General features: G+C 64.7%; 15 protein-coding genes. 6 read left to right on the top strand and 9 right to left on the bottom strand.

Annotated features, from left to right (window positions below):
- Positions 1-16: 16 nt before the first annotated feature.
- The 7 genes from FEV53_RS05910 to FEV53_RS05880 all read right to left on the bottom strand — a co-directional run bounded on the left by FEV53_RS05910 (position 17) and on the right by FEV53_RS05880 (position 8,366).
- Complete coding sequence (locus FEV53_RS05910) at positions 17-1,327, bottom strand: M16 family metallopeptidase (protein WP_142833890.1); 1,311 nt, start codon at positions 1,325-1,327, stop codon at positions 17-19.
- Positions 1,324-2,655, bottom strand: a complete 1,332-nt coding sequence (locus tag FEV53_RS05905; protein ID WP_142833889.1) for a M16 family metallopeptidase — start codon at positions 2,653-2,655, stop codon at positions 1,324-1,326. The genes FEV53_RS05910 and FEV53_RS05905 overlap by 4 nt, the downstream gene beginning before the upstream one ends.
- An 89-nt stretch (positions 2,656-2,744) precedes the next feature.
- Positions 2,745-3,260 carry a DUF3035 domain-containing protein gene (locus tag FEV53_RS05900; RefSeq protein WP_142833888.1) on the bottom strand — a complete coding sequence of 172 codons (516 nt, stop codon included), beginning with the start codon at positions 3,258-3,260 and terminating at the stop codon, positions 2,745-2,747.
- A gap of 53 nt (positions 3,261-3,313) precedes the next feature.
- Positions 3,314-3,787, bottom strand: a complete 474-nt coding sequence (gene lspA / locus FEV53_RS05895; protein ID WP_142833887.1) for a signal peptidase II — start codon at positions 3,785-3,787, stop codon at positions 3,314-3,316.
- Between the two features lie 15 nt (positions 3,788-3,802).
- Positions 3,803-5,389, bottom strand: coding sequence for a bifunctional phosphoribosylaminoimidazolecarboxamide formyltransferase/IMP cyclohydrolase (purH, locus tag FEV53_RS05890; RefSeq protein ID WP_142833886.1), 1,587 nt, complete (start codon positions 5,387-5,389; stop codon positions 3,803-3,805).
- Between the two features lie 21 nt (positions 5,390-5,410).
- Entirely contained in the window at positions 5,411-6,985 is a 1,575-nt protein-coding gene (locus tag FEV53_RS05885; RefSeq protein WP_142833885.1) for a heparinase II/III family protein, read from the bottom strand.
- Positions 6,986-7,103: 118 nt separating this feature from the next.
- A complete protein-coding gene (locus FEV53_RS05880) occupies positions 7,104-8,366 on the bottom strand; it encodes an RsmB/NOP family class I SAM-dependent RNA methyltransferase (RefSeq protein ID WP_142833884.1) in 1,263 nt (420 codons plus the stop codon).
- A gap of 96 nt (positions 8,367-8,462) precedes the next feature.
- Here FEV53_RS05880 and FEV53_RS05875 point away from each other — a divergent pair, with 96 nt between their 5' ends.
- Complete coding sequence (locus tag FEV53_RS05875; RefSeq protein ID WP_142833883.1) at positions 8,463-8,639, top strand: DUF1674 domain-containing protein; 177 nt, start codon at positions 8,463-8,465, stop codon at positions 8,637-8,639.
- A gap of 7 nt (positions 8,640-8,646) precedes the next feature.
- On the opposite strand, the gene FEV53_RS05870 is transcribed toward FEV53_RS05875, so the two are convergent.
- Both FEV53_RS05870 and dapB read right to left on the bottom strand, forming a co-directional pair.
- A complete protein-coding gene (locus FEV53_RS05870) occupies positions 8,647-9,006 on the bottom strand; it encodes a dihydrodipicolinate reductase (protein ID WP_142833882.1) in 360 nt (119 codons plus the stop codon).
- Between the two features lie 72 nt (positions 9,007-9,078).
- On the bottom strand, positions 9,079-9,879 hold the full coding sequence (dapB, locus tag FEV53_RS05865; RefSeq protein ID WP_142833881.1) for a 4-hydroxy-tetrahydrodipicolinate reductase: 801 nt from the start codon (positions 9,877-9,879) through the stop codon (positions 9,079-9,081).
- A gap of 99 nt (positions 9,880-9,978) precedes the next feature.
- On the opposite strand from dapB, the gene rbfA reads away from it, so the two are divergent.
- The 5 genes from rbfA to FEV53_RS05840 all read left to right on the top strand — a co-directional run bounded on the left by rbfA (position 9,979) and on the right by FEV53_RS05840 (position 13,096).
- The gene (gene rbfA / locus FEV53_RS05860) at positions 9,979-10,395 is read left to right on the top strand and encodes a 30S ribosome-binding factor RbfA (RefSeq protein WP_142833880.1); all 417 of its coding nucleotides are present in this window, start codon (positions 9,979-9,981) and stop codon (positions 10,393-10,395) included.
- Complete coding sequence (locus tag FEV53_RS05855) at positions 10,392-11,126, top strand: phosphodiester glycosidase family protein (RefSeq protein WP_342778279.1); 735 nt, start codon at positions 10,392-10,394, stop codon at positions 11,124-11,126. The genes rbfA and FEV53_RS05855 overlap by 4 nt, the downstream gene beginning before the upstream one ends.
- Positions 11,126-12,034, top strand: coding sequence for a tRNA pseudouridine(55) synthase TruB (gene truB, locus FEV53_RS05850; protein WP_142833879.1), 909 nt, complete (start codon positions 11,126-11,128; stop codon positions 12,032-12,034). Before FEV53_RS05855 ends, truB begins: the two co-directional genes overlap by 1 nt.
- Complete coding sequence (locus FEV53_RS05845) at positions 12,031-12,543, top strand: DUF1643 domain-containing protein (protein ID WP_142833878.1); 513 nt, start codon at positions 12,031-12,033, stop codon at positions 12,541-12,543. The genes truB and FEV53_RS05845 overlap by 4 nt, the downstream gene beginning before the upstream one ends.
- A gap of 109 nt (positions 12,544-12,652) precedes the next feature.
- On the top strand, positions 12,653-13,096 hold the full coding sequence (locus tag FEV53_RS05840; RefSeq protein WP_185962118.1) for a YbjN domain-containing protein: 444 nt from the start codon (positions 12,653-12,655) through the stop codon (positions 13,094-13,096).
- Positions 13,097-13,167 lie beyond the last annotated feature (71 nt).

The following is a 13,167-nucleotide window of genomic DNA, read 5'->3' as shown; positions in this document are numbered from 1 at the left end:
TTCGCCACCCGGAATGTCAGCCGTCTCCGGGCAAACCTTCGGGCTGCCCGACGATCACGAAGGACAGGTTTTCCGGCTGATAGAGGCGCTTAGCCACGCGGGCCAGATCCTCGACCTTCAGCGCCTCGATATCAGCGTTACGCGTGGCAATGTAGGAGACCGGCAGGTCGTCCATCTGCATCCCGACGAGGATGCTCGCGATCCGCTCATTGCCATCGAATCGCAGGGGGTAGGCGCCGGTGAGGTAGGTCTTGGCCGCGGCCAGCTCTTCCTCCGTCACACCCTCCGCGATCCGGACCCATTCGTCGCTGATCACCGACACAAGTTCCGCCGCGCTCTCATTGGCCGAGCTGGCCTGGCCCCCGGTACTGGCGGCGTATTCCATGGGCGCGAGGAACGTGCCGATCCCATAGGTGAGACCGCGCTTAACCCGCGCCTCCTCCATCAGTCGTGACGAAAAGCCCCGCCCGCCAAGAATGTCGTTCAGCACATAGGCCGCAAAGAAATCAGGATCGTCACGCTCGAAGCCCGGCTGGCCAAAGATAACGACCGATTGCGGCACGTCATACTCCACCAGCTCGATACCCGGGGCAATGTTCCAGCCCGCAGGTCCCGGATCCGCCACATCGGTTGATTGCGGCAGCGCCCCGAGGAGAGTGTCGAGCAGCGCACCAAGTTCCTCTGCCGTAATGTCCCCGACGGCGGACACATAGAGGTTGTCACGCACCAGCACGTCACGATGGGCCTGCATGATGTCGTCGCGAGTCAGGGCGGCGACGCTCTCGACCGTGCCCTCCACCGCCGAGCCATAAGGGTGGTCGCCATAGGCCAGTTCGTTGAACCGGGCGCGGCCGATCTCATTGGGTTCCACCGCGTTCCGGGCGATCACCGACAGGACCTGATCGCGCACCCGGTCGATGGCGTCTTGCGCAAAGGCGGGCTCGATTATCGAGCGACGCAGCAGATCGACGGCCTCGTCCCGGTTTTCGCTCAGGAATTTCGCGGAGATGGCCACCGCGTCGTCATAGGCCTGGTAGGAGTAGGATGCCGCGAGTTCATCCCTGGCCGCCGCGAATCCTTGAGCGTCGAGATCACCCGTGCCTTCTTCGAGCAGGCCCATCATCAGGTTCACTGCGCCGCGCTTACCGGTTCGGTCCAGCGCCGCGCCGGGCAGAAAGCGCAGCTCCAGCGCGACAAAGGGAATGGCAGGTTCTTCGACCAGCCAGGCATTGATCCCACCGGGGGAGGTAACTTCCTGAATGTCCACCGCCGCGCGGGCGGGCAGGGTCAGGAGGGTGAGAAAAACAGCCAGAACAAGGCGGATCATTGGGTCATCTCCTGCGCTTCGGGCGCCTTCAGGTACCCGGTCACAGCATTGCGGCGGTCGAACACGTCTCTGGCGGCGGCGATCACATCTTCGCCGGTCACCGCGCGGAGTTCGTCGGGCCAGCTCTCGACATCGTCGAGTGTGAGGCCAATGGAAAGCGCACGACCATAGCGGTTGGCAAGCTCCCGGGCGCTATCTGCCTCATAGATCTCTGCGGCACGGATGCGGGTCTTGATCCGCTCCAGCTGGTCGGGATCGACGCCTTCGTCCAGGAATTCAGTCACCGCGCGGTCCAGCGCAGCCTCGGCATCGGGCAGGGACACCCCCGGCGCAGGCACCATCACCAGCCCAAAGGTCGTGCGGTCGAGCGTCGTCCCACTGTAGAACGCGGAGGCATAAAGCGCCTCGCCCGTGCCGAATTGCAACCGCTGGGCCAGTTCCGAGCTCTGCCCGTTGCCCAGCACCTCGGCCAGGATGGTCAGGGCCGCGGCGGTTTTCTGATCGCCGGGATTGCGCTCGGGCGCGAGATAGCTGCGGATCACATAGGGCTGCGCGACCTTCGGATCTTCATAGACCAGCCGACGTTCCACGAGTTGCGGGGGTTCCTGCGGACGGGTGCGCTCGGGCAGATCGGGGGTCGGCGGTACCGGACCGTAATGCTCTTCGGCCAGCGCGCGGACCTCGTCAGGGGTCACGTCTCCGGCCACGATCAGGATGGCATTGTTGGGCGCGTAATAGGTCTCGTAAAAGCTCAGCGCGTCTTCAAGTTGCAGACTCTCCACCTCATCCATCCAGCCGATCACCGGGCGGCCATAGGGGTGGTTGAGGTATTGCGCCGCATCCCGCTGCTCGGCGAACAGCGCGCCGGGGTCGTTCTCGATCCGCTGGTTGCGCTCTTCCTGCACCACACGCAGCTCGGTGGCGATGTCGCGGTCGTCGAGCCGGAGGTTGCGCATCCGGTCGGCCTCCATCTCCATCATCAGCCCCAGCCGGTCGGCAGCGACGCGCTGGTGATAGGCCGTGTAGTCGAAAGAGGTGAACGCGTTGTCCGAGCCCCCCTGCGCTTCGACCACCTGCGAGAACTCGCCGGGCTCCAGCGTGTCGGTGCCTTTGAACATCAGGTGTTCAAGGTAATGGGCCACGCCGGACACGCCGGCGGTCTCGTCTGCGGCCCCAACCTTGTACCAAACCATGTGAACCACAACGGGCGCGCGGTGATCCTCGATCACCACGACCTCCATGCCATTTTCGAGCGTGAAATCCGTGACCTCAGCAGCCGTGGCGGGCACGGCGGCAGCGAGGGTCAGAGCGGTGGCAAACCTGAACATCCGAACTCCTGTCTGGGTGATCTGTTATCGCACAGACATAGGGGCGCCGCGCGTCAACGCAATCACCCATACAGGGATGTGAACGCGTTTTAGTCCCCGGACTCCGGCGGCGGCGCAGCGGGGGTGCGGTGGCCGAGCGCCCGGCCCCGTTGCAAGACCGCATCCTGATCGAGGGACTGGTCCTCATAGGCATCAAAATAGGTCGTCGTCCCGAAGACCCGCTCCAGCACCCGACCGCGACGCCGCTGACGATAGGCGCGGTCCTCTGCGGCTAGCTGCTCGCGGATCGCCCCATCCACGCCGTACCGGGTCGTGTGATTGACAAGCGCCCCCCCTTGCACGCCGCCGCCAGAACCGCCCGGCCTGCCCCCCAGCGCGATGACCGCGTCATCCAGAGGCCGCAGATCAGCCCGGTTTCCAGCACCCGGGGTCGGCGCGGGCAGAGCCGCGAAATTCTCGGGCGCTTCGAGAGGACGGTTGGGCAGGATGCCGAACTCGTCGGGACCGTCGCCCTGCTGTTGCAGACGGATCAGATCGGGCTCGCCGCTGCATGCGGCCAGCACCGCAAGGCCCAGCACCGCCAAGCTCACGCGCGTTCGTCCCATCTCTCGCTCTCCTTCTGCCTCAACCGCCGATGTACCGGATTGCAGCGGCGCCGTCACGCCTTGTTCTTTTTTCCGCCGGTGAACAGAATCAGCCCAATGGCTCCGGCAAAGATCGCGATATCCGCCACGTTAAAGCTGTAGGGGTTCTCGATCCCGCAGCAGGTCATGTTCAGGAAATCCGCAACTGCGCCGTAAATCACCCGGTCGAGCACATTGCCGAGCGCCCCGCCAATCAGCAGACCACCGGAGATCATCGCCCATCTTCCGGGCCGCTCGCGCAGCATCCAGATCAGCACCCAGAGCGAGATCGCCAGCGCGACGCCAATCAGGATCCAGCGCATGAGGTCCGCGTCATTGGCCATGAGGCCAAAATTCACCCCCCGGTTCCACGCCATACGCAGGTTCAGCCAGGGGGGCAGCAGGTCGATCTCGCCACGCACCGCAAGCCCGGCCCATTGCACGACCAGCCACTTGGTGAGTTGGTCGAGGACGAAGGTGATCAGAGCCGTGAGACCGAGGGCGCGCATGGGGATCTCCGGAGCTTAATGGCGGAAGTGACGCTGGCCGGTAAAGACCATCGCCAGCCCGGCTTCATCGGCGGCGGCGATGACCTCATCGTCCCGCATGGAGCCGCCGGGCTGGATCAGCGCGGTGGCCCCCGCTTCGGCGGCGGTCAAGAGACCGTCAGCAAAGGGGAAGAACGCGTCCGAGGCCACGACCGACCCTTTGGTCGGCGCCTCGGACAAGCCCAGAACCTCGGCCATATCCTGAGCCTTGCGCGCGGCGATGCGGGTGGAATCGACCCGGCTCATCTGACCCGCGCCGACACCAACGGTCGCGCCACCCTTCGCGTAAACGATGGCGTTGGATTTCACGTGCTTGGCCACCCGCCATGCGAACAACATATCGGCGAGCTCGGCATCTGACGGCGCGCGCTTCGTGACGACCTTCAGGTCGCTTTCGGTGATCCGCCCCGCGTCGCGGTCCTGCACCAGATAGCCGCCCGAAACCTGCTTCCACACCTGCCCCGCCGCGACCGGATCGGCGAGCGCCTCGGTGGTCAGGAGGCGCAGGTTCTTCTTCGCGGCAAAGATTTCGCGCGCCGCTTCATCGGCACCGGGGGCGATGACCACCTCGGTAAAGATCCCGGTGATCGCCTGCGCCGTCTCCGCATCGAGAGGCCGGTTCAAGGCGATGATCCCGCCAAAAGCCGAGGTCCGGTCGCAGTCGAACGCACGCCCATAGGCTTCGGCCAGCGTGGCACCCGAAGCGACACCGCAGGGATTGGCGTGCTTTACGATGACACAGGTCGGACCTGCGTCGCGGAACTCGCTGACCAGCTCAAACGCTGCGTCGGTGTCGTTGATATTGTTGTAGGACAGCTCCTTGCCCTGATGCTGAACGGCCGTCGCCACGCCGGGCCGGTCGGAACCATCCACATAAAAGGACGCCTGCTGGTGCGGGTTCTCGCCGTAGCGCATGGTCTGGCGGAGGCTGCCCGCGACCGCGCGACGACGCGGCTCAGTCTGCCCGATGGAGCCCGCCATCCAGGACGACACCGCCGCGTCATAGGCCGCCGTCCGCGCATAGGCGCGCTGGGCCAGCGTCTGGCGGAACGCATAGGTCGTCGCGCCGTCATTGGCGTCCAACTCCGCCAGCAGCGCATCGTAATCCTCGACATCCACCACAACGGAGACGAAGCCGTGATTCTTGGCCGCCGCGCGGATCATCGCCGGGCCGCCGATGTCGATATACTCAATCGCCTCGTCATAGCCCGCGCCCCGCGCCACTGTGGCCTCGAACGGGTAGAGGTTCACCACCAGCAGGTCGATGCCGCCGATGCCGTGCGCGTCCATGGCCGCAACGTGGTCGGCATTGTCGCGCAGGGCCAGGAGGCCGCCATGAACTTTCGGGTGCAGCGTCTTGACCCGGCCATCCATCATCTCAGGAAACTCGGTGACCTCGGAGACATCCCGCACCGCCACGCCCGCATCCCGCAAAGCCTTCGCAGAGCCGCCGGTGGAGAGGATCTCGACACCGCGCGCCTCCAGCGCCTGACCGAGCTCGATGAGGCCGGTCTTGTCAGAGACGGAAATCAGGGCGCGTTTCAGGGGGGCGAGATCGGGCATCGGCGGGCTCCTTTGGTCAGGTCAGAGCAGCACGGGATCCTGTGTGTGCTCCACGTCGCGCACCGCATCGGGTGTTTGGCGCGCTTTTGCAAGGGTCCAGCGGAGCCGTGTGGCATAATCGCTCGCCCGCCCGCTCAGCACAATCTGGGTCGAGAGCACAGGCTCGGGCGCAGGGTCGTCGAGAAAATACGTGGATTCCAGCGCCATGCGGACGGGCCCTTCAGCTCGGAATTCCCAGATCTCACCACCTCTGGTGCGCAGAGTGATGCTGTTGGCGTGTTCGGTCACAGAGATCTGGGGATACAGGTGAAAATGAACCCGGAACGGCACACCGCCCCCAAGCTCTGCCGAGATCGCATCGAACCGCTGCTCCTGCGCGCGGTCCACCGTCGCCAGAAGATCTTCGCCCGCCAACTCACGCCCATCGAAAGACAAAAGCAGCCGCCGGTGATGAACCAGACCGAAGGCCGTAACATAGCCGTCGTGGGACAGATTCAGCCCGGTGGCTCCGGCGGTGCGGCGGCGCTCGGTGCGAATCACTGCCTCTGACGCGTGGGAGATTCCGCCGAGCTCGAGTGCCGAGTGGCTGGCCGTACGCCGGGTGGTTGCCTCCCAGTCGGGACCGAACCGCTCCCCGGGACCGCAGCTGGTGACGATGGGTCGACGCCCGGAGGTCAGCTCGAACCCCAGCGCCGAGAGGTGCGTACCCTGTGTACCTCCGTCAACGAAAACCGTGCTCCGGCCGTGTGTCAGCCGGTGATAGCCCAGCGCCTGATCGCCTGCCGCGCCCCCGCGCAACCACGAGAGCGCCAACGCCCGGTCAAGCGCGCCAACAGGGCCCGCGCCGCCGCCGTGAAAGCGCGGCAGCCCCCCATCGGTGCCCCGCAGCGTCCGCAGCACAGGCACCATCTGCGCGAGAGCAGTCGCCAGGGCGTCGGGCACCGGATGCCCAGCCTCCGCCAGATCGGCGCGCATCCAGGCGAGCAGGAAGAAGGTCCGCGCCCAAGCCTCGGGGTTGCGGACATTTGCCTCTTGCAATGGCATATCCGCCGCAAGATCGCGCAGGATCTGAGGCAACGCCGTCTGGCGCCCGTCCACATGCAGAGCCGCAAGCAGTCGCGCCAGAAGGCAGGTGAGCCGGGACTCAGTCCCTTCAGCCTCTGTCCAGACCCGCTCCAGCCACAGGATCTGTCCGTAAAGTGACCGGCCCAGATCACCCTGCCCACCCCAAGGGAACAGCACATCCCGATGGTACAGCAGAACCAATACTCGCCGTCCGATGGTGGCGGCCGCCCAGCCCGGACCCTCCCCTTGGCCAAACCGGGTCAACCAGTCCTCGGTCCAATCACGGGCAAGGGCCTGAGCCTCCGACGTGCCAGTACTGACAAGATCGGGCAGCCATCCAAAGCTGTGCATCTCGGCGGCAAAACACGGCTCAGGCACCTCCATGTCCCACGGCGCGACACCCGGCGCTTCAACGCTATAACCACGCCAGAGGAGACGACCTTGCAGGAGGCGCTGACCCGCTTTGGGATCGCCCTGAATCCGCCGCTCAGCCGCTCCGACAAGTCGCAGCGGACCCGCGCGCCGCAGCATCCGCTTCAACCGCCATCGCGTCAGAAATGATAACGTCCGCCCCGCCACCCGGTACGCCCTTCGCTGAGTTCCTCTCTGCGACACTAGGCGGTCAGGGCCAATCTGTCACCGCACGCTGTCAGCGTCGCAGGACAGTAATGAAAAACCCGTCCATCCCGCCAAGCTCAGGCCAGTAATCGGGCCTCAGGCGCAGGCCTTCGGGACCGATCCATTCCGGCGCGATCCCCGGCAGCGACAGCGCCTCCGTGTCCACGCGGAGGCCTTCGTGACGGCCCAGCGCGTCGCGGACCTGCTCTTCGCCCTCGTCGATCAGCAGCGAGCAGGTGCAAAAGACCAGCCGTCCGCCGGGGGCAAGACGGGTCAGGGCGCGGTCGATCATCCGCTCCTGCAGGCGAAACAGCTCGGGGAACTCCTCGCCTGTCTTGGCCATGGGCAGATCGGGATGGCGGCGGATTGTACCCGTGGCGGAGCATGGCGCGTCGAGCAGGATCGCATCGAACTGACCGTCGCCGGGTAGCTCTGCCGACAGTGCGTCGCCCACGACAACCTCGGCGGACAAGCCGCAGCGGGCGAGGTTCTCCTGCACCCGCGCCATTCGCGTCTCGGAGATATCAAGCGCCGTCACCGCGGCCCCGGCAGCGGCCAATTGCAGGGTCTTGCCCCCCGGTGCAGCGCAGAGATCGAGGACTTTTTCGCCCGCTTGTGGAGCTAGAGCGCGTACCGGCAGGGCCGCAGCGGCGTCCTGCACCCACCATGCACCTTCGGCAAAGCCCGGAAGAGCGGAAACCTGACCGGGCTTTCTCAGCCGCACGCTCCCGGTGGGCAGGACCTCGCCATCGAGACGGTCAGCCCATCCGGCAGCATCGTCCCTTACGGTCAGATCAAGCGGCGGTACGTTGGCGAAACACGCCTCCATCTCTGCGACGGCAGCTTTGCCGTAATCGGCGAGGAGTGGCTTGCGCAGCCATTTCGGCAGACGCGGAACCGGCAGTTTATCCCAGCCGGACTGCGGCTGTTTCACCGCCCGGCGCAGCACCGCGTTGACCAGCCCTGCCTGCGCACCCGCCTCCTGACCGGCGCGCACGATACCCACTGTCTCATCCACGACCCCGTGCGGCGCGGCCCCATCGACGAAGATCTCGGCCAGCGCCATCCGCAGCGCGTTCATCGCCTCGGCACGCGGCTTCATCCGCAGATACGGCCCTAGCATCCTGTCCGACCGATCCCGCCAGCGCAGAGTTTGCAGCACCAGCCGCTGGGCACGGGCTTTCTCGGCTGGCTTCAACGGCGCCAACCTGCGCCCCGCCATCTCGGGCAGGAGCCGCCCTTCCTCGGTGATATCGCACAGAAGGCGCAGTGCGAGAGCGCGGGTCCGGTCCATGGCTGTCCTGTCGGGTCCTGTCACACGGGGGCCTTGAGCGGCCATTGCCGCTGCGTATATGCCCAAGGAGACCTGTTTGACCAGAAGGCAGCCCTGATGAGTGACACCAACCCCGATCTGCCACCCGCTGCACAGCGCGCGCTGGCCGAGGCCGAAGAACGGCGCAAACAGCAGAAACCTCTGGACCTGCCGCCCGAACTGGGGGGCCGCGACGGACCCGAACCTGTGCGCTATGGCGACTGGGAGAAAAAGGGCATCGCGTCCGATTTCTGACTGGGGGCTATTTCAGGGACAGATCCGCGCTGTCCCCTTTGCCGCGGTCAGCGATGAACCGAACCGTGTCAGCTCCCAGAAAGACCGCCTGACAATTCCAGTCCCAGGATCTGCCGCCCCAACGCATCTCGCGACAGAAGTAACCGCTTTCCCACGTCCAGCGACCGGTAACCCGCCCACCAAAGGCCCGCCCAGTCAGCACACCGCCCGGCTCGACCCGCATGGTGATCCCCGTCCGTGTCAGGTCTCGACCAGCGACCTGCTCCCGGAACTCCTTGGCGTCGTTAATACGAACCATTTGGTTCGCTTGCCCTGCCCCATAGGCGGGAAAGAGCGCAATCCAGATCAACAGAAGAAGACGAGTCATGCGGCCATCCTTTCAACCTGAGGGATAAATCGCATCTCCGGCCCTGCCAAATCAAGCCCCAATTCGGCGAGGTCAGGAGAGACCCAGCACGTCTACCATGTCGTAATGACCCGGCGACCGGCCTTTGCACCACAGTGCTGCGCGGACGGCGCCCCGGGCGAACAGCCCCCGATCCGTTGCCGAATGCCGCAAGGTGATCACCTCGTCGGGCCCCGCAAAAATCACGTCGTGCTCGCCGATGATATTGCCACCCCGGATCGCCGCAAAGCCGATAGCGCCTTCTTTTCGTTGACCCGTTATGCCGTCGCGGCCCCGGTCTTCGACCTCGCGCAGGGCCACCCCCCGTCCTTCGGCGGCGGCTTCGCCAAGCATCAGCGCTGTACCCGAAGGCGCATCGACTTTCATCCGATGATGGGCCTCGACGACCTCAATGTCATACTCCGCGCCGAGCGACGCTGCGACCTGACGCACCAGTTGCGTGAGCAGATTCACGCCGAGGCTCATATTACCGGCCCGCATGATAGGCACATGGGTGGAGGCGCGCTCGATGGCGACGATATCCTCGTCGATAAAGCCAGTGGTGCCGATCACCATGGCGCAGCCGATCTCAGCCGCCCGTTGGGCAAGGGCGACAGTTGCGGCCGGAGCAGTGAAGTCGATCACCACGTCTGAGGCCGTCAGCGCCGCATCTGCATCATCCGTGACGACAACTGCCGCGGGCGCATCGGGGAGCATTGTCTCCAGCGCCTTACCGACCCAGTCGTGACCCGGGCGCTCCATCGCGGCAGAGAGCGTGGCGCCCTGTGTCTCAGACACCACCTTGACCAGCATCCGGCCCATCCGGCCCGACACACCTGTGATCGCGATCTTCATCTGGCAAACCTCCTGTCTCTGCATGATGGGGCTAGCCCGATGCCACTCTCACCGCAACGTGATGTTGCGCGCACGGCCCCAAAGCCATAGATGCGGCCCATGGCAAAGAACCGCTTCTCCAATCATTCCGGCCCGTCCCAGCGTCAGTTGCGCGTCGGCGAGCTGATCCGCCGCACTCTGTCGGACGTGCTGAACCAAGGCGATATCCACGACCCGGATCTGAACCGGCTGTCGATCACCGTGACCGAGGTCCGCCCCTCGCCGGATCTGAAGATCGCGACGATCTACCTGATCCCGCTGGGCGGCGAACAGCGCGAAGAGGCCATCGCAGCCCTGAAGCGGAACAAGCACGAGCTGCGCCGCGCCCTGTCGCGTCAGACTAATCTGAAATTTACCCCCGATCTGCGGTTCCTCATCGACGAAACCTTCGACCGGATGGACGAAACGCGGGCGTTGTTCGCCCGTGACGAGGTGCAACAGGATCTGCGGGGCGACAGCGACGAGGACCAGCCGTGAGACGTTGGCTGTTCGCCGCGCTCGCGGCCCTCGCCCCCGCTACAGCACAGGCGTCGAGCTGCGACGATATGAATTTCGACGGGGCCTCCTTTACCGTCTGCCGCATCGACCCGGCGCAGGAAGAGGTCCGGCTGTTCCTATATGACGACGAAGGCCAGCCCCACGCGAGCTTTCGCTCGGTGAACGGCGCATTGCGGGGCGAGGGGAAGCAGCTCGGCGTGGCGATGAATGCCGGGATGTACCATCCGAACCGCGCGCCCGTGGGTCTCTATCTGGAAGACGGCACGCAGGAAATGCGTCTGGTGACCAATGCGGGGCCGGGAAATTTCGGCCTGCTTCCGAACGGCGTGCTTTGCCTGTCATCGGGCCGCGCCGAGGTAATCGAAAGCCTCACTTATGAGCGCCGCCAGCCCGGTTGCACCTACGCTACACAGTCCGGCCCAATGCTGGTCATCGACGGCGCGCTTCATCCGCGCTTTCTGCCAAAATCCGATTCGGTTTACGAGCGGAACGGGGCCGCGGTGGCTGCCGATGGGACGCTGTTCTTCGCCATCTCCAACGATAAGGTGAATTTTCACCACTTTGGTCGCCTGTTCCGGGACGTCCTGAAGACTCCGAACGCCCTCTACCTCGATGGCAACATTTCCCGTCTTTACGACGCGGGCAGCGGACGGCATGACGCGGGCTGGCCCATGGGGCCGATCATCGGAACAGTGGAAAAGGCAGAGTAATGGGGCGGCGACGCAAGGGACGCGACATTTCCGGCTGGGTCATCGTGGACAAGCCAGCGGGGGTCGGATCGACCGACGTGGTGAACAAGGTCCGCTGGGCCTTCGAAGCGAAGAAGGCGGGCCACGCAGGCACGCTCGACCCGGATGCAACGGGGTTGCTGGCGGTTGCGCTGGGTGAGGCGACAAAGATCGTCTCCTCGATCACCGACGCGCTCAAAGCCTATGATTTTCAGGTTCGCTGGGGGGCTGAGACCTCCACCGATGACGCCTCGGGCGAGGTCATCGCCACATCGGAGAGCCGCCCGGATGAGACTGCGATCCGCGCTGCCCTCGACGCCTATCGCGGCGACATCATGCAGGTTCCGCCCTCCGTCTCCGCCGTCAAAGTCGATGGTCAGCGCGCCTATGATCTGGCCCGCGAGGGCGCGACGCCGGAACTGAAGGCCCGCCCTCTCTATGTGGACGAGCTGGAACTGACCGGACTGCGCAGTGCGGATGATGCCAATTTCCACATGGTCTGCGGAAAGGGCGGCTATGTCCGCGCCATCGCCCGCGATCTGGGCCGCGATCTGGGCTGCCACGGCCACGTTACTGCGCTGCGCCGCATCTGGAGCGGACCGTTCGATCTCGAGCAATCAGTGCCCTATGCCCGCATCAAAGAGCTGGCCCGCACGCCCGAAATTGACGACCTCCTGCTGCCGGTCGAGGCCGGTCTCAGCGACCTGCCCCATTGTCTCGTCAGCGAGCAGGCCGCTACTCGGATCCGCAACGGCAACCCAGCCGAAGTGCTGAGCACCGAGGCCGAGTTCGGCGACCTGAGCTGGGCCATGCGCGACGGCCGTCCGCTGGCGCTTGGGACCTACGAGGCCGGGCGCTTTGTGCCGAGCCGTGTCCTGAACCTCGGATGATCACCCGCCACCACCTGAAAGGCGACGCCGAGAGCGTCGCCATCTACTCTGACTGCGAACGCTACCGCTACAGCCTCACCCGGATCTGGGACCCGATAGGGGACGTGGTGCTGTTTATCATGCTGAACCCCTCCACAGCGACGGAGGTCCAGAACGACCCTACGGTCGAGCGCTGCGAGCGGCGGGCGCGGGCGCTGGGGTTTGGCGGTTTCCGGGTGTGCAACATCTTTGCCTGGCGGGACACAGATCCCCGCCTCATGCGCGCCGCCGCTGATCCCGTCGGCCCGGAGAATAATGCCGCGATCACCGAAGGCTGCCACTGGGCCGACCGCATCGTCTGCGCGTGGGGCACCCATGGCGCCCATCTGGAGCGCGGCCCTGAGGTTGAACGACTGGTCCGCGCCACCGGCCACCACCTCTATCATCTGGGCCTGACCAAAGACGGCCACCCGAAACATCCGCTCTACATCAGCTACACCGAGCAACCGCGCCCCTGGTCTGCATCCTGACCGCGCCGGTTTACAGCCTGCCCCCGTATGCCTACCGTGCATTGAAAATAATCACATCTCCGGGAAACCGGAACTTGAGGCAGGTATGCAGGCAACCGTAGGATCATCTGTGTTTCGTGGAGTTTGGATCGCACTCCTGTGTGCGTTGGTCAGCGCTTGCGTGACGGCGACGGAGACGCGGCAGCGCTACTCCACCGAGGAACTCGCGTCTCTCTTGGGCCAAAGCGGTTATGAGATCACGGGCCAGACCGACAAGGCACTTTCTTTACGCAAGAACGATGTGCCTTTCGGCCTGCTGGTCTTTCCCAATGGCAACATTCTCGCGATCCACGGCGTGGTAACAAAGGATCTTTCGGCGAGCGACCTCAACGACTGGAACAAAGAGTCCGTTCTGACCCGAGCCTATATCGACGACGAAGGAGACCCCGTTATTGAGGCTGATCTGCGGGTCGAAAGCGGGTTCTCAGCAGCGCGGATCCGCAAATTTACGGACACCTTCCTGGAGCAATGTGCGTATTTCAATCAATATGTAGCCGTGAAATCCAGAAGCTGATCCAGATCGTTTCTCGTAAGGCTTGACCACGATCAATCGATTTTGTGGCTTTTACAGACCAAAGCGCTTTT

Origin of the sequence: Palleronia caenipelagi (genome assembly GCF_007004065.1) — a bacterium.
GTDB lineage: Bacteria > Pseudomonadota > Alphaproteobacteria > Rhodobacterales > Rhodobacteraceae > Palleronia > Palleronia caenipelagi.
The sequence above is the reverse complement of the archived record's forward strand: the minus strand, read 5'-3'. Positions and strand labels throughout refer to the sequence as shown.

What these genes read in the sequence shown, in the direction of transcription:
- FEV53_RS05880 (WP_142833884.1), bottom strand. Translation starts at nt 8,366, where the DNA reads ATGGACCGGACCCGCGCTCTCGCACTGCGCCTTCTGTGCGATATCACC.
- dapB (WP_142833881.1), bottom strand. Translation starts at nt 9,879, where the DNA reads ATGAAGATCGCGATCACAGGTGTGTCGGGCCGGATGGGCCGGATGCTG.
- FEV53_RS05900 (WP_142833888.1), bottom strand. Translation starts at nt 3,260, where the DNA reads ATGGGACGAACGCGCGTGAGCTTGGCGGTGCTGGGCCTTGCGGTGCTG.
- FEV53_RS05870 (WP_142833882.1), bottom strand. Translation starts at nt 9,006, where the DNA reads ATGACTCGTCTTCTTCTGTTGATCTGGATTGCGCTCTTTCCCGCCTAT.
- FEV53_RS05885 (WP_142833885.1), bottom strand. Translation starts at nt 6,985, where the DNA reads ATGCTGCGGCGCGCGGGTCCGCTGCGACTTGTCGGAGCGGCTGAGCGG.
- FEV53_RS05845 (WP_142833878.1), top strand. Translation starts at nt 12,031, where the DNA reads ATGATCACCCGCCACCACCTGAAAGGCGACGCCGAGAGCGTCGCCATC.
- purH (WP_142833886.1), bottom strand. Translation starts at nt 5,389, where the DNA reads ATGCCCGATCTCGCCCCCCTGAAACGCGCCCTGATTTCCGTCTCTGAC.
- FEV53_RS05875 (WP_142833883.1), top strand. Translation starts at nt 8,463, where the DNA reads ATGAGTGACACCAACCCCGATCTGCCACCCGCTGCACAGCGCGCGCTG.
- lspA (WP_142833887.1), bottom strand. Translation starts at nt 3,787, where the DNA reads ATGCGCGCCCTCGGTCTCACGGCTCTGATCACCTTCGTCCTCGACCAA.
- truB (WP_142833879.1), top strand. Translation starts at nt 11,126, where the DNA reads ATGGGGCGGCGACGCAAGGGACGCGACATTTCCGGCTGGGTCATCGTG.
- FEV53_RS05910 (WP_142833890.1), bottom strand. Translation starts at nt 1,327, where the DNA reads ATGATCCGCCTTGTTCTGGCTGTTTTTCTCACCCTCCTGACCCTGCCC.
- rbfA (WP_142833880.1), top strand. Translation starts at nt 9,979, where the DNA reads ATGGCAAAGAACCGCTTCTCCAATCATTCCGGCCCGTCCCAGCGTCAG.
- FEV53_RS05905 (WP_142833889.1), bottom strand. Translation starts at nt 2,655, where the DNA reads ATGTTCAGGTTTGCCACCGCTCTGACCCTCGCTGCCGCCGTGCCCGCC.